Source organism: Candidatus Thiodictyon syntrophicum (assembly GCF_002813775.1).
GTDB lineage: Bacteria > Pseudomonadota > Gammaproteobacteria > Chromatiales > Chromatiaceae > Thiodictyon > Thiodictyon syntrophicum.
Map to the genome: position 1 here is coordinate 3,521,130 of NZ_CP020370.1, position 20,015 is coordinate 3,541,144.

Here is a 20,015-nt window from a genome sequence, read left to right on the forward strand (position 1 = left end):
TCACGACCTCTCAGACGGCCCGCCGTCACCGCGGATCAGGCCGCATCGGCAACCCCGCGAGCCCGCGCGCATTGAAGCTCCGGGCCGCGAGCACGCCGCAATAGACGAAGCCCAGGTCATGGTCCATGGTCTGCAAGGGCATACCCGGCAGACCGGTAACGGCACCATCGAAGCCGAGCCAGGCGACCTGCCGGCGGTCGAGCCCGCGCGCACGCATCCGCCGCACCAGGTTCTCGGCATTGCCCGCGCCATAGGGTGGGGGGACGGTGCCATAGCCGGCGGGGAGCGGGTAGCCGCGTGAAGCGAAGGGCACCACGGCATCCTGGATGACCCCCAGCACATAGATCGGGGCCTTCGGCGTCCAGTCCAGGTTGTCGTTGTCGGCCCACAGGCGGATGGTCGGATCGCTGCGGTCGCCGGTCGTGAGCGCGTCGAGGAACGCCGGCTGCATCAGCCGCCGCGGTTGCGGGGCCAGGTCGGGCAGGCGCAGGTAGTCCATGTCGAGGATGGCCGCACCGAGCAGCTGGGCCTCGACGGCTTCGTCGGAGTCCGGGTTGGCCAGGGCGGCGGTGGTCTCGTGGGCGAACTCGGGCCGCAGCATGGTCGCGAGCGGCCGGCCGGTGACCCCGGCGGCGCCCACCGCCGCGAAGCCGATGAAGAAGGGTTTGTCGATCAGGTTGTCGACATAGGCCGGCTGGGGTTCCAGGAAGGAGTGCGCGGTGGCCCCGGTGATGTCGTAGGGGCCGGACATGGCGGTGATGAGGGTCGGGCGCAGGGTCGGGTCGCCGGTCTCCTCCAGGAAGCGACCGAGCCAGAGTGCATTGCCGCCGCCCTCGCTGTAGCCGGTCACGTACAGGGCCGGTCCTGCGGTGCGTCCGAGCCGGGTCAGCAGTTCACGGGTGGCGAGGATCAGGTCCCGCCCCGCCGGGGCATTCAGCCGGCCCAGGGCGAAGGGGTGGGTGTCGCGGTTCACGCCGTAGCCGAGATAGTCCGGCATCGCCAGGACCCGGTTGCCGCCCGCGAAGAGGGTCAGGGCGCCCTGGGCCTCGAGCGAGCCGTTGGCACTCGGGGGGTTGCGGCGCTCCGCGGTGGTCGCGTGCATGTAAACGACGAGGCCACCGGCGGCGTCGGACGCCGGCACCGCCACCAGCCCGCTGACCTGGGTGGGCCGCCCGGCCGCGTTCACCGAGCGGTAGACGACCCGGTAGAGGTCCGCCCCCTGGGTAGGCGCCGGCAACCCCGCGAGGGTCGACCCGTCCGGCAGGCGAGTGGGGCTCGCCAGCAGAACGGCGTTGACCAGGTCCCGGGAGGAGGCAAAGCGGTCGCGGTCGACACCCTCGATGAGCGCACTCGATACGAGCACGTGCGTGTCCGCGTAGGCCTGCGCCGGCTCGGCGTGAACGCGCGCCGCACCGTGCCAGGCCGGCGCCCAAGGGCTTGAGCGCTCCTTCGCCGTGGCGGCGTTGCCGGCCGCGAGCCCGAGACCGATGACGATGAGACCGAAGAGGAGGGTGTTGGTGCGCGTCAGGACCATGGCGTTCTCTCCACGAACAGGCCGGGTGTGCTCGACCGAAGGCCGCGGGGCGGCGGGACTCTGGGGGGCGCCGATCCACCCGCGGCAGGATCATTGTAGACCGCGCGCTCGGTGCCGTATGCCATCGCCTTAGTCCCCGACCCTGCACGGGCTGCCGGTGGGCAAGGATAGGGACGGGCGGGCCTTGGTGCAGGCGCCGGCGGCCCCCCATGTGTCGGCGCCGATCCCGTCCTGGGACCAGGAACCCGGCGAGGATGGGCGCCACCCCAAGGATGTGCGCATCGCCCCGGTGGATGAAGTGAATCCGCGACCGCGGTTCACGGCAGTGCAGGGCGGCGTTGATGAACAGCACGTCATCGGGCTTCTTGCATTTCTTCAGCACCAGGATGCACACCGGGATGCCGGTGGAGAAAAACAGGTTCGCGGGCAGGCCGATGACGGTGTCGATGTTCCCGTCTTTCAGCAGCTTGGTGCGGATGCGCTCCTCCGCGCCGCCGCGGAACAGCACGCCGTGGGGCAGGATGATGGCCATCACGCCCTCGGACTTCAGGTAATGAAAGCCGTGCAGCAGAAAGGCGAAGTCGGCGGCGGACTTGGGCGCCAAGCCATAGTTCTTGAAGCGCATGTCCTGGCTTAAGCTTTCGGTCGGCTCCCAGCGGTAGCTGAACGGCGGGTTGGCCACCACGGCATCGAACCTGGGGCTGCGGGCCGGGTTCATCTCGCGCAGCATGTCCCAGTCGTTGGTCAGGGTGTCGCCGTGATGAATCGCGAACTCGGAGTCCTTCACCCCGTGCAGCAGCATATTCATGCGCGCCAGGTTGTAGGTGGTGATGTTCTTTTCCTGGCCGTAGATCTTGCCGATGCCGTGCGAACCCATGCGCTGGCGCACATTGAGCAGCAGCGAGCCCGAGCCGCAGGCAAAGTCGAGCACGCTTTCCAGTTGCCTCTTCCTGCCGGTGGCGGGTTCCTGACTGTCCAGCGTGACCAGACCTGACAAGATGCTGGAAATCTGTTGCGGCGTGTAGAACTCGCCCGCCTTCTTGCCGCTGCCCGCCGCGAACTGGCCGATCAGGTATTCATAGGCGTCGCCCAGCGTGTCCTTGTCGGTGGAGAACTTCTCCAGTCCCTCGGCAATCGCCTTGATTACGGTGCAGAGCTTGGCATTGCGCGCCCGGTAGTCCTTGCCCAGTTTGTCCGAATTCAGGTTGATCTCGGAGAAGAGCCCGCCGAAGGTGCTGGCGAATGATTCATTCTCGATGTAGTCGAAGCCTTTTTGCAGGGTGTGCAGCAATCCCCCGTTCTGGGTCCGCGCCAGCTCCGCGATGCTGCCCCAGAGATAGTCCGGCTCGATCACGTAATGCGTCTTGCGGCGCATCTGCTGTTCAAATTCGACAGTGTCGTTCGGGTTCTGCGCGTACCACACCGCCAGCGGCGTGCGACGGTCGCCCGCGGCCAGCTTCGGGTAATCCGGCCCCAGTTCCTTGTGCGCGGCCGTCTCGTAGTTGTCCGACAGATAGCGCAGGAACAGGAAGGACAGCATGTAATCGCGGAAGTCGTCCGCGTTCATCGCCCCGCGCAGTTGGTCGGCAATGCCCCAGAGGGTGGTGCCCAGTTGTTTTTGATCTTGTTCGGTCATTTTTGTCTTATTTGCTTACATGAACTGCCGAGTGCGCATGATCAGACGCAAGTGGCTCCAGCTTAAATCTCTACACGCTGTGTAGAGAATCGCCTGGTCGGGGAAGGTCAAGTAGAACTGGCGGCAGTTGTACAGATTGGCATAAGAAAAGCCCTTGCCGAGATCAACCGTCAATGCTGTAGAAAGGTCTTCAATCAGGCGGACGCCGTATTCCGCTTTGTGCTTCCCGCGCTGCTCTTCTTCAACAATCCGCCGACCAATCAACCAGTAGGCTTCGACCATGGCGGAATTCACCGCTGAACGCGCTTTGCTGCGTGCCTGTTCGAGAATGTCTTTAATGTCCGCGTGAAATGAGGTCAATGCGCTCATGCCGACACCTCATCCAGCACGGGGAAAAGCTGCTGCATCAAGCCTTTCTTTTGGGTTCTTAGGACGGCGAGTTGCTGGGTTTGGGCGGTAATGAGGTTATCAAGGGAAGTGACGCAATCGGCGATGCGCTGTTGTTCCTCTCTTTTCTGAGGAACGTAAAGTAAACATTCCAGAACACTCCCTTTGCTAAGGTGCGTCTGACTGAGGCCGTCATCAAATGCTAAAAGATGGGGATTACGGTTGAGTATGTAGAAGAGAAACTTTGCATCGACTCTATCTGCTTTGAGTCTGCAAACCCGCTGATTTACCCCATATCTCTCATTAACTTCAACAAAGTAGCATTTCGCCAGAGCTTTGCCTTTCGGCAGGTCACTCAGGACCATTAAAACATCCCCAGCTTCCGCAATAAGATATTCAGCATTTGTATATTTCCGTACAGAACCATCGGTGGAAATGAATCGCGAATTCACGACAATATATTTTCCGTTATCCGTGATGTCCTGTTCGTAAGCTTTGCCGTTTTCGTAACTGGAGAGTTTTCCTAAAGGTTCCTCCACCCACTCCCCCGCATCCCGAAACTCGGGGAAGCGCAGTTTGGGCAGGGTTTCGCCTTCGGCGGGGAAAAGCTGCTGCATCAGCCCTTTTTTATGGGTCTTGAGCGTGTCGAGCTTTTGCGACTCCAGGGCGATCAGTTCATCAAGGGAAGCAAGGCAGTCGGCAATTTTATGTTGTTCAGCGGAATTTGGGATGGCAATTGGTATATCAGCCAAGTCTGACGAGTTGATTGCGGGGTAGTTTGAACCCGTGCACTTTGCAATGACGCGCTCGACAAAATCGTCAGTGTGAACTATTTGAAACAGAAAATCCGCTGATTCATTTGCTCTAAGTTGCGCATAGCCGGTCGATGCGACGTAGTAAACGTCCCCGTCGATTTTGAAGTGAAAATTATTGCGTTGGTATGGACGAACAATCTGAAAAATCACGTCACCATGACGCAATAACCTTTGCGCTCTACTCGGCGCCTCGTCTCGATTGATGATCTTGCGCGCCTTTAGCTCCCCAGCTTCGACTGACTCCAAATCGATATACGCAAATTTCTCCGGGAGCTCAGAGTTCAATGGATTTACGTCGCAACCATCATTCAGCTTCATCGCAATCCACTCGCCCGCCTCCCGAAACTCAGGAAAGCGCAGCTTGGGCGCCAACTTCTGCTTTTCCCTCATTTCAACAAGCTCCTTCCCTTGTCAGTCAGCCGGTATTGCTGCAAGCGGCTGTTGGGTTTATCGGGGATAGTTGGCTCAATCCATCCTTGCTCCAAGGCGGGCAGCAAGTAGGCTTTGCGGAAGTGCTCGCGATCGGCAAGACCCAGCAGGGCTTGCAGCTCTTGCCGTGCGTGCTCCCCTGACATGGCGCGCAGCAGTTGCCTAACTTGCGGGGTAACTTGCGGGATGACTTGCGGGGTGACTTGCGGGGTGACTTGCCCTGTGACTGGCGCCTCGACTTGCCCTGTGACCGGATCGGTGACACCTTCCCACTGCGGCGCTGGCCGCCACACCTGGGCGGTAAACTGATTGCCGCGAACGTCGTCGATAAATTCAATCTGCGGCCATTCCTCCAGCGCACGCGGTATGCCGCTGCCAAGCCCACGGTAGGGCAGCACCTTGAAAGCGTGCTCGGTCAACGTGGGGTTGCGTCGGTTGGTCTTGCCCTGCCGCACATCCTCGACGCTCAGGCTGTCCGGCAGATGGCCGGGGCTGATGATCTCGATGCGGTCGGTAAAAATCAGGATGCGAATGGAGGCGCTGGTGAAGTAATCGCGGTGTATCAGGGCGTTGACCAGCAACTCCTGCAAGACCACTTCGGGCACTTCCAGCACGCCGAGCGAGTTGAACCCCTGGTCGCCCTGCACCCGGTGCAGGTTGCGCTTGAGAAAGGCCAGCGCTTCGGTGTATTGGCTGGGCAGGGGGCCGCTGATGTCCTGACTGTCCAGATAGCGGCTGTCGGCAATGCTGGTGCCGGGAAAGGCCACGGCCTTGATCGAAAACGCGGGCCGCCAGCGCTGCGGGTTACGGCCAAAGAGCATGAGACCGGCAAGATTAAGTTCGCGCCCGTCACCTAGCCCCAGGTTTTGCAAAATCGCGTCCAAAGGACGCTCGGCATAGGGACTGTCGGCGCCGTAACGCTGCTCGAAGTAGCGGCGAAATGCGGCTTCATCCAGATCGTCGCTGGTGGTATCGGCAACCGGAACGACATCGGCATAGACCAGCCCCGCGCGCTGGAACATGCGCTGCATTTCTTCGCGGGCCGTGACATGGCGCTTGTCGGCTCCCTGCTTGACCCAGATGCGACCCTGATGATCCAGATAGGGTTTGGAGAGTCCATCCGGAATGCTGACCACGATCACCAACCCATGTTGGGTATGAACATTTTCGGTGAGCGGATGCACTGGCGGGCGCAGATGCTGGGAGGCGGCGTTGCTCAGCAGTTGGTTGATGCGGCGCACTTCGATGGCATTGAGCCCGGCGATCGAGCCATCGTCATTGACGCCAATCAAGAGGGTGCCGCCGCCGCTGTTGGAAAAGGCCACCAATTCGGCGGCCAAGGCATCCGGGTGGTTGACGGTGCGCTTGAATTGGTGGCGGCTGTCTTCGCCCAGGGCAATTTGCTGCAAAAGCTCCGATTCCGTCATGCCTTTATTGCTCATACGCCCCCAGCCCCGAAATCTCCCGCCCCTGGGCGAGTTTGTGCAGCAGCGGAATCAGGTCTTCCATCAGCGCCAGTTCCGCCTTGGTACGCGCCTTCCAGCCCAGTTGCAGCGGGGCCAACAGGTCATTGAGCAGCTCGCCGTCGAAGATCATGCGGCGCAGGATGGCGTCCACAAAGCCCTGCAGGGCGGCGGCGGACAGGCCGTGCCTCTTGGCCAGGTCAGCGATGGCCTGGGCGGTCTTGGCGACCTTGTATTGGGCGTATTGCTCACGCACACCTTCGACGGTGTGGGGCTTGCCGGTGTCGAGGCTATCGATGTAGTCGGTGAGGGCGTCCCGATCATCGATGAGTTTGGCATCGGAGTGAATCAGGCCTATCAACTCGGCACGGCTCATCCTCTGCTTGCCCGGCGCCTGGCCGGCGTAGCGGGTAATCAGCGCCATGATGTAGTCGTAGTCGATGAGGCTCGATGCGAACAGCACGAACTCGAAATCGAGCTGTTGGACTGCGGGATCGATCTTCTCGCCGCCCTTGTCCTGTTTCGCCTTCAGGCGCTGGGCGGTGTCCAGATAGACGCCCTTGAAGCCCAGCAACTGGTCCTTGGGCAGGATCTGTTCGATGGCTTGGCGGTTGTCGTCGGTGAGGTCGGTGTATTGGTCGAGCTGGGTCTTGAGGCGTTGTACCTCCTTGAACAGGTTGATGAACTGGCCGCGCGCGGCGTCGCCCTTGAGGTTGGGCACCGCGTCGGGGGTGTTGGCCAGGCCTTGCGACTGCATGAAGTCGCTTAAGTTTTGGACGGCGGCTTGCAGCTTGTCGATGACCACTGGGGCCTTGTCCACCAGCCAGATTTCGCGGGCCTGCTTGCCGGTCTGGCCGGAGAAGAGGCCGATGGCGGTGTCCACGGCGTCTTGTTGCTGGCGAAAGTCGAGGATGTTGCCGTAGGGCTTGGTGTCGTTGAGCACGTGGTTGGTGCGCGAAAACGCCTGGATCAGGCCGTGGTGTTTGAGGTTCTTATCGACGTAGAGGGTGTTCAGATACTTGGAATCGAAGCCGGTGAGCAGCATGTCCACCACCAGGGTGATGTCGATCTTCTGCGCGTGGGGGACGTCGGCATTGGGGTATTGCTGGTCCTTGATGCGCTTTTGGATGTCCTGATAGTAGAGATCGAACTCGCCGATGCTATGATTGCTGCCGTACTGGGCGTTGTAGTCGGCGATGATAAACTTGAGGGCCTCCTTCTTCTTGTCGGGTTCCTGTTGATTGTCGGCCTTTTCCTGCGGCAGGTCCTCCTGAATCTGCTGCACGTCCTTGTTGCCCTCGGCTGGCGGGGAGAAGACGCAGGCGATGTTGAGCGGCTGGAAGTCGGCGTCCGCTGCCTGTTGCTCGCTCAGCTTTTGGGCCTGAACGGCTTTGAACAGCGCGTGGTATTCGATGGCGTCGTTGATGGAGGCGGTGGCCAGCAGGGCATTGAACTTGCGCCCGTTGGTCGCGGCCTCGTGTTTGGCCAGAATCGCCTCGATGATGGCCCTTTTCGCCAGCGCCTCACCCGGCTTGGGCTGCTTCTGGCCATCGGCCTTGTAGTAGTCCACATGGAAGCGCAGCACGTTGCGGTCTTCGATGGCGTGGGTGATGGTGTAGGCGTGCAATTGCTGCTGGAAGATGTCGGCCGTGGTGCGGTAGGACGCCTGTTGGCCTTGGATCTGCTGGTAGCCGGCGTTCTGCTCGAAGATGGGCGTGCCGGTGAAGCCGAATAGTTGCGCCTTGGGGAAGAACTCCTTGATGGCCTGGTGGTTCTCACCGAATTGCGAGCGGTGGCATTCGTCGAAGATGAAGACCATGCGTTGGCGGCGCAGCGGTTCAAGACGTTCTTTGTAGTTACGTTTGTTCGTTCCATCCAGCGCCAGGCCGAGCTTCTGGATGGTGGTGACGATGACCTTGTCGGCGTAGTCGTCGGAGAGCAGCCGGCGCACCAGGGTTTCGGTGTTGGTGTTCTCCTCGACGCAGCCTTCCTGGAACTTGTTGAATTCCTCCCGCGTCTGCCGGTCCAGGTCTTTTCGATCCACCACGAACAGGCACTTGTCGATATCCGGATTGTCCTTGAGCAGGGTGGCTGCCTTGAATGAGGTGAGCGTCTTGCCGCTGCCGGTGGTATGCCAGACGTAGCCGTTGCCGCAGTGCTGGTGGATGGAATCGACGATCGCCTTGACGGCGTAGATTTGATAGGGCTGCATCATCAGGAGCTTCTGCTCGCCGGCGACCAGCACCATGTAACGGCTGATCATCTCGGCAAGCTGGCACTTGGCGAGGAAGGCGTCGGCGAAGCTGTCCAGATGGGTGATCTTGGTGTTGTCGACGTCCGCGAACTGGTACAGCGGCAGGAAGCGCTCGTCGGCGTTGAAGCTGAAGTGGCGGCTGTTGTTGTTGGCGAAGTACCAGGTGTCGCTGCGGTTGCTGACGATGAAGATCTGCAGGAAACAGAGCAGCGTCCTGGTGTAGCCGTTGCCGGGGTCGTTCTTGTAATCGACGATCTGCTGCATGGCCCGGCGTGGGCTTAGGCCCAAGGTCTTCAGCTCGATCTGGACGGCTGGGATGCCGTTGATGACCAGGATCGTGTCGTAACGGTGATGGCTGTAATCAGTGCTGATCCGCAACTGATTGACCACCTCGAAACTGTTCTTGCACCAGTCGTTGAGGTTGACCAGGGTGTAGTAGAGCGGGGTGCCGTCATCGCGTTCGAAGCTGTTACGGCTGCGCAGGTGGCGGGCGGCGGCGAAGACGTCGGAGGTAATAATCGAGTCCAGCAGGCGGTGGAACTCGCCGTCGGTCAGATGGACGCGGTTCAGGGTCTCGAACTTCTCGCGGAAGTTCTGCTCCAGTGCGGCACGGTCGCGGATGTCGGGGCGGTAGCTGTATTTCAGATCGCCCAGTTTCTCGATCAGGGCCTGCTCGATTTCTTTTTCTGTCATCGATGATGCTCGTGCGATTCTGAACTAAGGCTAACTCATCAATGCGGCTCGCCGAAGATATCGTCGAGCCTGTCGGCGGTCAGGACGCGCCCGCACCAATGCGACAGGGTCTCGATGTCGGCGGATTCCATCCGCGCGCGCAGTGCCGCGGAAGGTGGGCCGAGTTTGGCGGAAAGAAGTTGAGCGAGGATCTCGATCGAGGCTTGCCGACGGCCTTCCTCCCGTCCCTCCTCTCGCCCTTCCTCTCGCCCCTCGCCGAAGACCTCCTGATAAAAGCGGGTCTTCGTAAGCTCTGTTTCGGGCAGGTGCAACATAACTCTAACCTCCTCGCGGGTGAGGGCCGGAAATTTGTAGACCAAGATGGTCTCGACCAGGTCCAGGATCTCCAGCCGGTCCTCGGCCGGATCGGGATTGCACACCAGGTCGCGCGCCTCGGCAGGTGTCGCCGCAGGCTCCATGACGATCAGGCGCAACAGCCTCAGATCGAGGCTTAGTCCCTTCAAATGCCTTCATCCGGTAGTCCGCGGTCTCGGGCTCTCCGACCCCGGCGAGCGCGAGCGCGAGCCGCGGGCGCTCTTGGAAGAGCCGATACATCAGGGTATCGGTCTGCATGGATTGGACTCCCGGAGCCGGGGCGACGGCTCCAGTGTAGCGAGGAAACCTGAGGAGTTCCGGAGACAGTTCTGGCGATGCTCGAACAGTAGCGGTCGTGGAGGGTAGCCGAGCTCGTCCATGACTGGGCAGGCTAATGCGTCTGCGTTCGTGGGGCAAGTGCCTCAGGCATCGGCTGCGCGATGCCCGCAGCGTACCGGTGGCCAGTCGCCGCGGCCCGACGCCCTCCGAACCCATGGCCGTATTTGCCGATAATGTATATTATGTAAAGTCATGCCAGGCGGGACACCTGGTGCACTGGGATTCTTGTTCGTTCGGACACTTTGCACTATCCGAACTGGCCTTCTGGGGTCAGTCACTCCAAGGGACCCGGCGACGCGCCGCGGACGGCCGCAGTTGCGGACACCAGGTCGCGGACACTGTCCGGTTGGGCTAAGCTACCTGACCGACCACCGACCACCGATGCGGGTCTTGATGATAATTCCGGCCATCGGGAGCGCCGCACCCCAGTGCGGCGCGGCGTATCCGCAGAACGCAACGCTGCGGTCGCTCGCGAGGCCGCGCCGCACTGGGGTGCGGCGCTCCCATCGTCCGAGCGGGCTTAAGCGCGTGCGCTCGCCGGTGCGGCTTGGCCGGAGTTATGATCAAGGCCCGCCAAGTCAACCAAGTCCATTCGCGAACGCTGTTGCGCCGTTGTCGTGGTCGTGGTCGTAATCGAGGTTATCGTAGTGCCCCGGATTCTCTCGCACCCCGGATTGCATCGCTTTTTCGATTACGACAACGACAACGACAACGATTAGGTTTTTGAGCGACCCCGGGAAACAGGACATGGCAAAGGCGGACACCATGAGGCTCACCGGTCGGCGGGACCCCTGGCGGGCACACCGGCCCGCGGCCGCGGCCTTGGTCCTGGGCCTGCTGGTCAGCATCACGGCCTGGTGGCTGGTCCGCGGCTGGGAGGCCCGGCAGCGGGCGCCGCAGGTCAGTGAGCAGGTCGCGGTGAGCGCGCACGCGCTGGCGAAGACGCTTGCGCACCTGGTGGACGATGTGCAGGTGCTGGCCCAGTTCTGTGACGCCGCGGACGCGGTGAGCGCGGACGCCTTCGCCCGTTTCACCCATCCGTTTCTGGCACGGCATCCGGGCCTGCAGGCACTGGAATGGGTGCCGCGGGTGCAGGAGCGCGAGCGCGACGCCTTCGAGGCCCAGGTGCGGGCCGAGGGGCTCGCGGGGTTCAGGATACTGGAACGGGTCGGCGGGGAACCGCGGCCGGCGGGCGCGCGCCCCGAGTGGTTCCCGGTGTTGCGGGTCGCACCCCTGCCCGGCAATGCCGCGGCGCTGGGACTCGACCAGGGCGCGGACCCGCTGCGGCGGCCGGCCTTAGAGCAGGCGCGTGACACCGGGCAGCCGGCGGCCAGCGCGCCCTTGATCCTGGCGCGGGAGACCGCCGGTCAGCACAGCCTGCTCGTCTATGTGCCCCAGGGTCCGGCGCGCGTCCCGGGCGAGACCCCACAGGCCCGGCGGGACCGGGTGCGCGGCTTTGCCGTAGGCGTGCTGCGCCTGGGCGACCTCATGGGCGGGGTGATCGCCCAACTGCCGCCGAACACCGTCGATCTGGTCCTGTTGGACCCGCACACCCCCGGCGTCGCCGGGGTGCTGGAGACCCATCCCGCCCGCGCGCGGCCGGCCGGGGCGCCCACCCTGGACCCGGCGGCCGTCATCCGCGACCCCCTGGGCCAGGAGGTCCCGATCAGCGTCGCCGGACGCACCCTGGTGCTGCGCGGCGCTCCCGCGCCCGGGACCACACCCACTCCCCTGCTGTCACTCACCCTGCTGGGCGGCGGACTGATCATCAGTCTCGGCCTGGCCTGGCTCGTCGGCTACCGGCGGACGGCGCAGACCCGGTTGCGCAAGAGCGAGAAGCGGCTGCGCTTGGCCCTGGAGGCCGGCCATCTGGGCATCTATGACTGGGATACCACGGACAACCGTATCGTCTGGACCCGCGAACACGAGCGCCTCTGGGGCTTCGCGCCCGGCGAATTCGACGGCACCTATGCGTCCTTTCAAAGCCGCGTCCATCCGGACGATCTGGCGCAGATCGATGCCGGGCTGGCGCGTGCCATGGCACGACGTGACCCTTATGCCGCTGAATTTCGGGTGGTCTGGCCCGACGGCAGCGTCCATTGGGTGGCCGGCCGCGGTGAGTTCATCTTCGACGCAACGGATCGCCAGGCGCGTATGTACGGTACCGTTACTGAAATCACCGAACGCAAACGGACCGAGGCCGCACTGCGGGAGAGCGAGGCCCGCCTGCGCCTGGTGATCGAACACGCCCCGGCAGCACTGGCCGTGTTCGACCGGGAGCTGCGCTATATCGCCGCCAGCCGCCGTTGGCTCGCGGACTACGGACTGAGCGGGCGCGAGCTGACCGGCCTGTCCCACTATGCCGTCTTCCCCGAGATCACGGATGCCTTGAAGGCTGTCCACCGCCGCGCACTGGCCGGCGAGTCGGTGCGCGCGGAGGAGGACCGCTTCGAGCGCGCGGACGGTTCGGTACAGTGGTTGCGCTGGGAGGTCTGTCCGTGGCACGACGACCAGGACCAGGTGGGCGGCATCGGCATCTTTTCCGAGGACATCACCGCCTACAAAGAGGCGGAACTCGCCCTGCGCGCCCAGCACGCCCGGCTCGAGGCCGTTTTTGCGGCCATCCCCGATGTCGTCATCGAATACGACGCGCAGTTGCGGCTGGTGCGCTGTAACGCCGCCGCGCTGCGGATTCTCGGGCAGACGAGCACGGACTTCACCCGGGATCAGGCGAGCAGCGGGTTGAACTTCAGGCCCCTGGAAGGGGGCGCGCTGCCGACTGAACGCCTGCCGACCAGCCGGGCCCTGCGGGGTGAGCTGGTCACCGGTGAGCTCTTCGTGATGACGACGGCCGCGGGTGAGGAGCGCGTGGTCTCGGCCTATGCCGTCCCCCTCTGCCACGGCGAGCGGATCGATGGGGTGCTCGCCCTCTCGCACGACATGACGGAACGCTACCGGGCGGAGCGGGCACTGCGCCGCTATCGGCAGATCGTCGAGACCTCCAGCGAAATGCTGATCTTTCTGGACCGCGAACTGTGCCTGCAGGTGGTCAATCCGGCCTATGCCGCCTTCTACGGTAAGACCCCCGAGGAACTGCAAGGCCGGCGTGTTCAGGATGTGGTAGGTCCGGCAGTCTGGTCGCGGATCGCCGCGCACCTGCATGCGAGTCTGGCGGGTGAGATACAGCGCTTGACGCTTGACGGGACCAATCCGCAGGGCCGGCGGTGGTGGCTCGCGGCCGAGCAGCGGCCATTCCACGAGGGCGGCGCCGTGCAGGGCATCGTGGTGAGTCTCCATGACCTCACCGGCATTCGCGAGGCGCAGGCGGCCCTGGAGGCCGAGCGGGCGCTCCTGGAGGAGCGGGTCATGGCACGGACCGCCGATCTGCACGCCTCGCAGGCGAAGCTGCGCACCATCTACGACCTGGTGCCGGTCGGCATCTCCATCACTGACCCCGCGGGCCGCCTGATCGACTGCAACCGGGCCTCCGAAAGCCTCCTGGGCCTGACGCGGGACGCGCAACTGCAGCGGACCTATGACGACCCGCAATGGCCGCTGGTGCGCCCGGACGGGACACCCATGCCGCCGGACGAATTCGCCAGCGTGCGCGCCATGCGCGAAGGCCAGCCGGTGCAGGAGGTGGAAATGGGCGTGGTGCGCCCCGACGGGACCACCTGGCTCTCGGTCAGTGCCATGCCGGCGCGGCACCCCGATTACGGTGTGGTCATCGCCTTTGTGGACATCACCGAGCGCCGACGGGCCGCGCAGGCCTTACAGACCCTCACCGACCGGCTGCAACTGGCCACCGAGGCCGGCGGTATCGGGGTCTGGGAGTGGGACTTGGCCGACAGCCGGCTCACCTGGGACGAACGGATGTATCGCCTGTATGGGCAGCCGCCACGCGCCGGCGCCCTCTCTTACGCGGATTGGACCGCGGCGATCGCTCCTGCGGACCTGCCCAGGATTCAGGCGGTCCTCGCAGCGATCATGACCGGGCATGAAACGACTTTTCGCGACAGCTTCCAGGTACTCTGGCCGGGCGGCTCACTGCACTATATCGCCTCTTCCGGCAGGGTTATCCGGGATGCCGCCGGGGCGGCCCAGCGCCTGATCGGGGTCAATTGGGACATCACGGCCGAACGTCAGGCGCACTTGGCCCTGGAGGCCAGCGAGGCCCGCGCCCGGGCGGTGATCGACGCCTCGCCGGTACCCCTGGTGCTCGCACATGAAACCGGCACCGTGACCTATATCAATGCCGCCTTTACCGAGGCCTTCGGCTACACCCTGGCCGATATCCCCACCTGGACGGACTTGGGACTGAAGGCCGCACCGGACCCCGCGTATCGGCAATGGGTGCTGGAGACCCGCCGGGAACGCCTGGACCAGGCCAGACGCGACGGTGGACTGTTCGAGCCCATGGAGGTCAACATCTGCTGCAAGGACGGCACGACTCGCACCGTCATGGCACGCGCTACGCCCCTGGCGGGGGATGAGTGCCTCAACACCGTCTACGACATCACCGACCTCAAGCAGGCGCGGGAACAGGCAGAACAGGCGGCACGCAGCAAGGCCGAGTTTCTCGCCCACATGAGCCACGAGATCCGCACGCCGATGAACGGGATCATCGGTCTGTCCGAACTGGCGCTGCGGCTAGGATGTTCAATCTGACCCAAAAAGGCGCTGAAAAGCCCATGCAAGAAGCGTGTTGCCGGGAAGGCCCGGCTGTCGGTTCTGTGCTCGGGTGGGTACGATGACGGTGCGACACTAGCTCATGCCCAGCCCTTGACAAACGGCGAACGGTTGGCCAGCCTACTGGCGCGGTGATCTGACCGCCTTGCCGGAGCGCGCACGACGTGATGAACGCATTCAAGAGCCCAGTGAGCCGTCTGGCCAACCTGTTCCAGCGGTCACGTGATGCCTGGAAGGCGAAAGCGTTGGAGCGGCAGCAGCGCCTGCGGGCCGCGGAGGTCAAGATTCGGGATCTGGAGCACAGCCGCGCGCAGTGGAAGGCGCGTGCGCTAAAGGCGGAGCGTGGGCGAACGGGCGCCGAAGAGGCCGCGGCGCCGGCGGCTGACGAACCAGTGGATGAGCCACCACAGCTTGCGCTGTCCCCGCCGGTCGGCCATCACTATTCGGTCATGGTCATGCAGTTGACCATGCGGCTGTATCTGCACGCGGGGCTTGGCAGTCGCGGCGTGGCGCGGGTCTTGAATCTGTTCGGCGCGACATTCCCGGTGGCGGCGCCAGCCCACACCACGGTGCTGAACTGGATCTATCGCTGCGGTCTCGCGATCCTCAATCGCCAACCGGAATGGCGCACGGATTGGATCTACGTCGCTGATCATACCATCGCCTTGGGGGCATCCAAGTGCCTGGTAATCCTGGGTATTCCGGTGAATGCACTGGCTCGGAGCGGTTACAGTCCGGGTCACGGCGCCATGCAGGTGCTGGCCGTGGAGATCACCACACACAGCACGGGGGCGTGGGTCGCGAACGTGCTCAGGCGCGTTGCGCAACGCACCGGTCCCCCGGTCCAGATCGTTGCCGACCACGGCAGCGACCTGCGCAAGGGCATCGCCTTGTTTCAGGAGCACGCCACTGCCTGCGTCTATACTTATGATATTTCTCATCTGATCGCGACGCTGCTCAAGGCCGAGATGGGCCGGGACGCGCGCTGGGAGTCCTTGCTGGCGCACTGTCGCAACGCCTGGTCAGCCTTGCAGCAGACCGATCTGGCCTTCTTGCTGCCGCCTCGGCAGCGCCTCAAGGCGCGTTTCATGAATCTGGATGTCCAGGTGCGGTGGGCACAACGGCTCCTCGCCTACCATGATCGCGGCGACTTCAGCGCGATCCGCGCGCAATACGTCCTGAAGTGGCCGGCATGGGAGCACCTGTGCGCGCGGTTCGGCGCCGCCCGGGCGCACCCATTGCGGGCCATCGTCGGCATTCGCTATCCCGACCGGGCGGCTTTTTGCCAGGCACTGCAGACACACTCAGACCTCGAGAGTGATACGCTCGACGATGTGTTCTGGCAGCAAGCGGACGCTGGGTACAGCCGCTTCCTTGACGGCTTTGCCTGGCTACTGTCCTACCGGGATGACCTGGTGGATTACGCGCAAATGATGGCGCAATCCAAGCTGATTCAGTCGCACCTCAAATCCAAGGGCCTCCAGCGGGGCTCCCAGGAATCACTCCAGGCCACGCTGCCACCGCAGTCAACGCTCACCCCACGCACGGCGGCCTTTACCCAACAGATGCTCGCGAAGGTGGCAGTGGAAGCCGCCAAGATCCCGACTGATAATGTCTGGCTGGCATCCTCCGATATCATCGAATCGGTCTTCGGGAAATACAAATGCTTCACCGCCAGGGGGCCACTCAAGGAGATCGGCAAGCTGCTGCTTGCGATTCCTGCCTTCATCGCCGACCTGGCGACTCCGTTGATTCGGGAGGCGATGGAATCGGTGCGTACGATTGATGTCGAGCACTGGGCGCAAGCGCATATCGGTGCGTCGATGCTGGCCCGGCGTCGGCATGCTCTCATTGATTCGTTATCAAACACTAAAACTGTATGAAGATAATTTGTGAAATAGGTCCGATATTGAACACCCTACGCTGCGGCAATCCCTGGACCCGCAGTCGCGCGATTACCTGGAGAAGCTCAATCAGTCCGGCCGCAGCCTGCTGCGGATATTGAACGACATCCTGGACCACTCCCGGATCGAAGCGGGACACCTGAGCCTCAACATCGCCCCCTTTGAACTGGCCGACCTGCTGGCGACCATGCACACCCTGTTCGCCCACGCCGCGCAGATCCAGGGGCTCGGGTTTACGATCGAGACCGGCGCGCAGGTGCCCCGCTACCTGCTGGGGGATGCGCTGCGGCTGCAGCAGGTCTTGTCCAACCTGCTGGGCAACGCACTCAAATTCACCCACCAGGGCCAGGTCCGGCTGCAAGTCGATTGTCTCGGGTACGAAGGGTCCTGGGCACGGCTGCGCTGGACGGTGCAGGACACCGGGATCGGGATGGATGCGGCGACCCGCGCCCGCCTGTTCGAGCCCTTCGTCCAGGGTGACGCCTCGATTGCCCGGCGCTATGGGGGCTCGGGGCTGGGGCTGGCCATCAGCCGGAACCTGGCGCAGTTGATGGGCGGGCACCTGGACGTGGAGAGCACCGCGGGGGCGGGGAGCACCTTCACCCTCGACCTGCGCCTGCAGGTGGCGGCAACCGCGCCCGAGGCGAGCGGGACGGCCCCGCGGCCCGGCGCCCGCCTGGTTGGGGCCCGGGTCCTGGTCGCGGAGGACCAGCCGATCAACCGGCAGGTGATCGGCGACATGCTGCGCCTGCTGGGGGTGCGCGTCACCTTGGCAGCCGACGGCCGCGAGGCACTGGGGCACCTGGCCGAGGCGGACTTCGACGCCGTGCTGATGGATATCCAGATGCCCGAGATGGACGGCCTGACCGCCACCCGGCTGATCCGCGAAAACCCGGCCTGGGTGGACCTGCCGGTCATCGCCCTGACCGCCGGGGTGACCGTGGACGAGCGCGCCCGGATCACGGACAGCGGGATGACCGACCTGCTGCCCAAGCCGGTGACCCTGGAGACCCTCGGGGCCACGTTGGGGCGCTGGATCGACCTGCCGGGCGCGGATACCCTGCCCGCCCCGCCGGGGCCGGCCCCCGATAACTGGGAGCGCGGCGCCGCGCCGGTGGAGTCCCTGACGGTCCCCGGTTTCGACTTGGGTTCGCTCCTGCAAACCGGGGGCGGCCAGGCCGAGGTGATCGAACTGCTGCACCGGTTCGCCGTCGCGGTCCGCAACGATGCCCAGGTCATCGCCGCCGCCCTGGCCGGCGGCGACCGCGCCCAGGCGGACCGGGCGATCCACCGCCTTAAAGGGATTGCGGGTAATCTCGGGGCCGTCGACCTGCACCGGGCCGCCGCCCGGCTGGAGGCCGAGCTGCGGGCCGGACATGATCCGGCACCGGCCCTGGAGTTGTTGTCGGAGGCCCACGGCCGCGCCCTGGACCGGATCGCGGAACTCCCGCCGACTGCCGCCGCGCGGCCCGTGACCGCCGCCGACCCCGCGGCCGTGCGCGAGCTGCTGACCGAGATCCAGGCCCTGCTCGTCAAGGGACTGGTGGTTCCGCGCAGCCTGTCGGACGACTTGCAGGCGGCGCTGTCCGCCGCCGATCAGGCACTGTATCTCGCCCTGAAAGACCGGCTCGACCGCTTCGACTACCCGGCCGCCGCACGTTTGCTGGAACCGTACCTGTCCGCATCCCCTGCCCCTCCCCTACTCCCACCACCCACCCAGGTATCTGACGATGAACGATGATCGCCCTGTCGTATTGATCGTGGACGATGAGCCGCTCAATCTCCAGGTCCTGGCCGACGCCCTGCAGGCCGACTACCGGATCAAGGTGGCCACCAAGGGGCCGGCCGCGCTGGAACTGGCGCGCCGGGACCCCTATCCCGACCTGATTCTGCTCGACGTCATGATGCCGGGCATGGACGGCTATGCGGTCTGTGCCGCCCTGAAGCGCGAGGCACTCACGGCCGCGATCCCGGTCATCTTCATCACCGCGCGCACCGACCCGGAGAGCGAGGCACTGGCCCTGACCGGCGGCGCGGTGGATTTCATCCACAAGCCGGTCAATCCGCCGGTGGTCCGCTCCCGGGTGCGCCTGCACCACGAACTGGCGCAGCACCGCAACCGCCTGGAAGACCTGGTGCAGTCCCGGACGCTGGAACTGGCCCAGGCGCGCGATGCGGCGGAGAGCGCCAACCGCGCCAAGGACGCCTTTCTAGCCAATATCAGCCACGAATTTCGCACCCCGCTCAACGGCATCACGGGGATGGCCTATCTGCTGCACAAGGAGGTCCAAGGTGAGCGGGGCCGCGGTTTTCTCGCCAGGATCGACGAGTCGGCGCGGCGCCTGCTGGACCTCGTCAACGATGTCATCGACCTCTCCCGGCTGGAGGCGGGTTCAATCGAGATCGCGATGCAGGAGTTCGACCTGGGGCAGATGCTCCAGCAGTTCGTGCAGGACAGTGGAAGCCTCGCCACCGCCAAGGGGCTGACCCTGGTCCCGGAGATCGCCGCGGGTCTGCCCGCCGTCGTCGCCGCAGACCCCGCCCGCCTGCGCCAGGTCCTGGGCCAACTCCTGAGCAATGCGCTCAAGTTCTCCGAGCGGGGGTCAGTGACGCTGCGGGTCCAACCCGTCGCGACTCAGGGCGGGCAACGCTGGGTGCGCTTCGAGGTGCAGGACCAGGGGATCGGTATCACCCCCGAGGTCCAGTCCGGGCTCTTTGCCTTGTTCAACCAGGGCGACAACTCGCCCGCCCGCCGCTACGGCGGCACCGGCCTGGGGCTGGCGCTCTGCCTCCGCCTGGTGGCCGCGATGGGAGGCGAGATCGATCTCAAAAGCACCCCGGGCCAGGGCACCACCATCGGCTTCCAGGTGCCCATGAGCGTTCGCCCGGCACCGCAGACCGGCGCTTTACCCTGAGAGTCGCGCAGCGACGCTGCCTGGAGTCCAAGGCTTCAGCCTGGCACGCTCCAAGGCTGAAGCCTTGGACTCCAGGCGCTTGGGCTGCCGCGCTTAACCTCACGGCAGTAACCTCCGGGCTGCGGCGACGTGACAGGTGCGAACGGCGCACCAGAAGCGCCAGAGCCCCGAAGGGGCGTGACATACCAGCCCAGGGCAACGCCCTGGGACAGGTCCGTTCAACCGGTTAGCCCTGAAAGGGCGTGACATGAGGTGCCCCGCGATATGTCATGCCCTTTCAGGGCCGGGCTATACTAACCCAAGGCGTTGCCCTGGGCTGGTCTGTCCGACCCCGTTGGGGTCAGAATGCATGACCAAGGCGGAACTGGGGGGCGGAATGACACCCGGGCGCGGCGGTACGCGACGGGTGCGATCCAGACCGATGTGGTCACGCGCACGCCGTGGATGGGCAAAGCCCGCGCGCAATGGTCCGGATCTGTCGTCGCGTCGCTCGGGCGTGCCCATCCGGGCCGCGTCGAGGTCTGGGGGGTGGGCACGCTGTGCTTTGCCGATCCTACGCTCGACGATCACGTCTGGAGGATGGGCACGCTGCGCTTTGCCCAT

11 protein-coding genes are annotated in these 20,015 nt (G+C 64.3%); 4 read left to right on the forward strand and 7 right to left on the reverse strand.

The window, feature by feature from the left end; genetic code table 11:
- Window positions 1–25: 25 nt before the first annotated feature.
- The 7 genes from THSYN_RS14815 to THSYN_RS14845 form a co-directional block, all read right to left on the reverse strand.
- Window positions 26–997 (reverse strand): hypothetical protein, encoded by a 972-nt coding sequence (locus THSYN_RS14815; protein WP_100919825.1) that lies wholly within the window; start codon window positions 995–997, stop codon window positions 26–28.
- Window positions 894–3,101 (reverse strand): type I restriction-modification system subunit M, encoded by a 2,208-nt coding sequence (locus THSYN_RS35345; RefSeq protein WP_236848567.1) that lies wholly within the window; start codon window positions 3,099–3,101, stop codon window positions 894–896. Before THSYN_RS35345 ends, THSYN_RS14815 begins: the two co-directional genes overlap by 104 nt.
- A gap of 84 nt (window positions 3,102–3,185) precedes the next feature.
- Complete coding sequence (locus THSYN_RS14825) at window positions 3,186–3,539, reverse strand: DUF1016 N-terminal domain-containing protein (RefSeq protein ID WP_216644534.1); 354 nt, start codon at window positions 3,537–3,539, stop codon at window positions 3,186–3,188.
- Window positions 3,536–4,762: a restriction endonuclease subunit S gene (locus THSYN_RS14830; protein ID WP_100919826.1), complete on the reverse strand. Its 1,227-nt coding sequence runs from the start codon at window positions 4,760–4,762 to the stop codon at window positions 3,536–3,538. Before THSYN_RS14830 ends, THSYN_RS14825 begins: the two co-directional genes overlap by 4 nt.
- Window positions 4,759–6,243, reverse strand: coding sequence for a Fic family protein (locus tag THSYN_RS14835; RefSeq protein ID WP_236848568.1), 1,485 nt, complete (start codon window positions 6,241–6,243; stop codon window positions 4,759–4,761). Before THSYN_RS14835 ends, THSYN_RS14830 begins: the two co-directional genes overlap by 4 nt.
- Entirely contained in the window at window positions 6,233–9,211 is a 2,979-nt protein-coding gene (locus THSYN_RS14840) for a type I restriction endonuclease subunit R (RefSeq protein WP_100919828.1), read from the reverse strand. Before THSYN_RS14840 ends, THSYN_RS14835 begins: the two co-directional genes overlap by 11 nt.
- A 38-nt stretch (window positions 9,212–9,249) precedes the next feature.
- Window positions 9,250–9,714 carry a DUF2887 domain-containing protein gene (locus THSYN_RS14845; RefSeq protein ID WP_100919829.1) on the reverse strand — a complete coding sequence of 155 codons (465 nt, stop codon included), beginning with the start codon at window positions 9,712–9,714 and terminating at the stop codon, window positions 9,250–9,252.
- 937 nt (window positions 9,715–10,651) lie between these two features.
- Here THSYN_RS14845 and THSYN_RS14850 point away from each other — a divergent pair.
- The 4 genes from THSYN_RS14850 to THSYN_RS14865 all read left to right on the forward strand — a co-directional run bounded on the left by THSYN_RS14850 (window position 10,652) and on the right by THSYN_RS14865 (window position 19,412).
- Window positions 10,652–14,572, forward strand: coding sequence for a PAS domain S-box protein (locus THSYN_RS14850; RefSeq protein ID WP_100919830.1), 3,921 nt, complete (start codon window positions 10,652–10,654; stop codon window positions 14,570–14,572).
- A 188-nt stretch (window positions 14,573–14,760) separates the two neighbouring features.
- Complete coding sequence (locus THSYN_RS14855; protein ID WP_100918684.1) at window positions 14,761–16,476, forward strand: hypothetical protein; 1,716 nt, start codon at window positions 14,761–14,763, stop codon at window positions 16,474–16,476.
- A gap of 118 nt (window positions 16,477–16,594) precedes the next feature.
- The gene (locus THSYN_RS14860) at window positions 16,595–18,238 is read left to right on the forward strand and encodes an ATP-binding protein (protein WP_100919831.1); all 1,644 of its coding nucleotides are present in this window, start codon (window positions 16,595–16,597) and stop codon (window positions 18,236–18,238) included.
- Window positions 18,228–19,412, forward strand: a complete 1,185-nt coding sequence (locus THSYN_RS14865) for a hybrid sensor histidine kinase/response regulator (RefSeq protein WP_100919832.1) — start codon at window positions 18,228–18,230, stop codon at window positions 19,410–19,412. Before THSYN_RS14860 ends, THSYN_RS14865 begins: the two co-directional genes overlap by 11 nt.
- Window positions 19,413–20,015: the final 603 nt, after the last annotated feature.

Bases quoted from the DNA above. Each gene is read 5' to 3' on its own strand.
- THSYN_RS14815 (WP_100919825.1), bottom strand. From the start codon at position 997: ATGCCGGACTATCTCGGCTACGGCGTGAACCGCGACACCCACCCCTTC.
- THSYN_RS35345 (WP_236848567.1), bottom strand. From the start codon at position 3,101: ATGAACGCGGACGACTTCCGCGATTACATGCTGTCCTTCCTGTTCCTG.
- THSYN_RS14825 (WP_216644534.1), bottom strand. From the start codon at position 3,539: ATGAGCGCATTGACCTCATTTCACGCGGACATTAAAGACATTCTCGAA.
- THSYN_RS14830 (WP_100919826.1), bottom strand. From the start codon at position 4,762: ATGAGGGAAAAGCAGAAGTTGGCGCCCAAGCTGCGCTTTCCTGAGTTT.
- THSYN_RS14835 (WP_236848568.1), bottom strand. From the start codon at position 6,243: ATGAGCAATAAAGGCATGACGGAATCGGAGCTTTTGCAGCAAATTGCC.
- THSYN_RS14840 (WP_100919828.1), bottom strand. From the start codon at position 9,211: ATGACAGAAAAAGAAATCGAGCAGGCCCTGATCGAGAAACTGGGCGAT.
- THSYN_RS14850 (WP_100919830.1), top strand. From the start codon at position 10,652: ATGGCAAAGGCGGACACCATGAGGCTCACCGGTCGGCGGGACCCCTGG.
- THSYN_RS14855 (WP_100918684.1), top strand. From the start codon at position 14,761: ATGAACGCATTCAAGAGCCCAGTGAGCCGTCTGGCCAACCTGTTCCAG.
- THSYN_RS14865 (WP_100919832.1), top strand. From the start codon at position 18,228: ATGAACGATGATCGCCCTGTCGTATTGATCGTGGACGATGAGCCGCTC.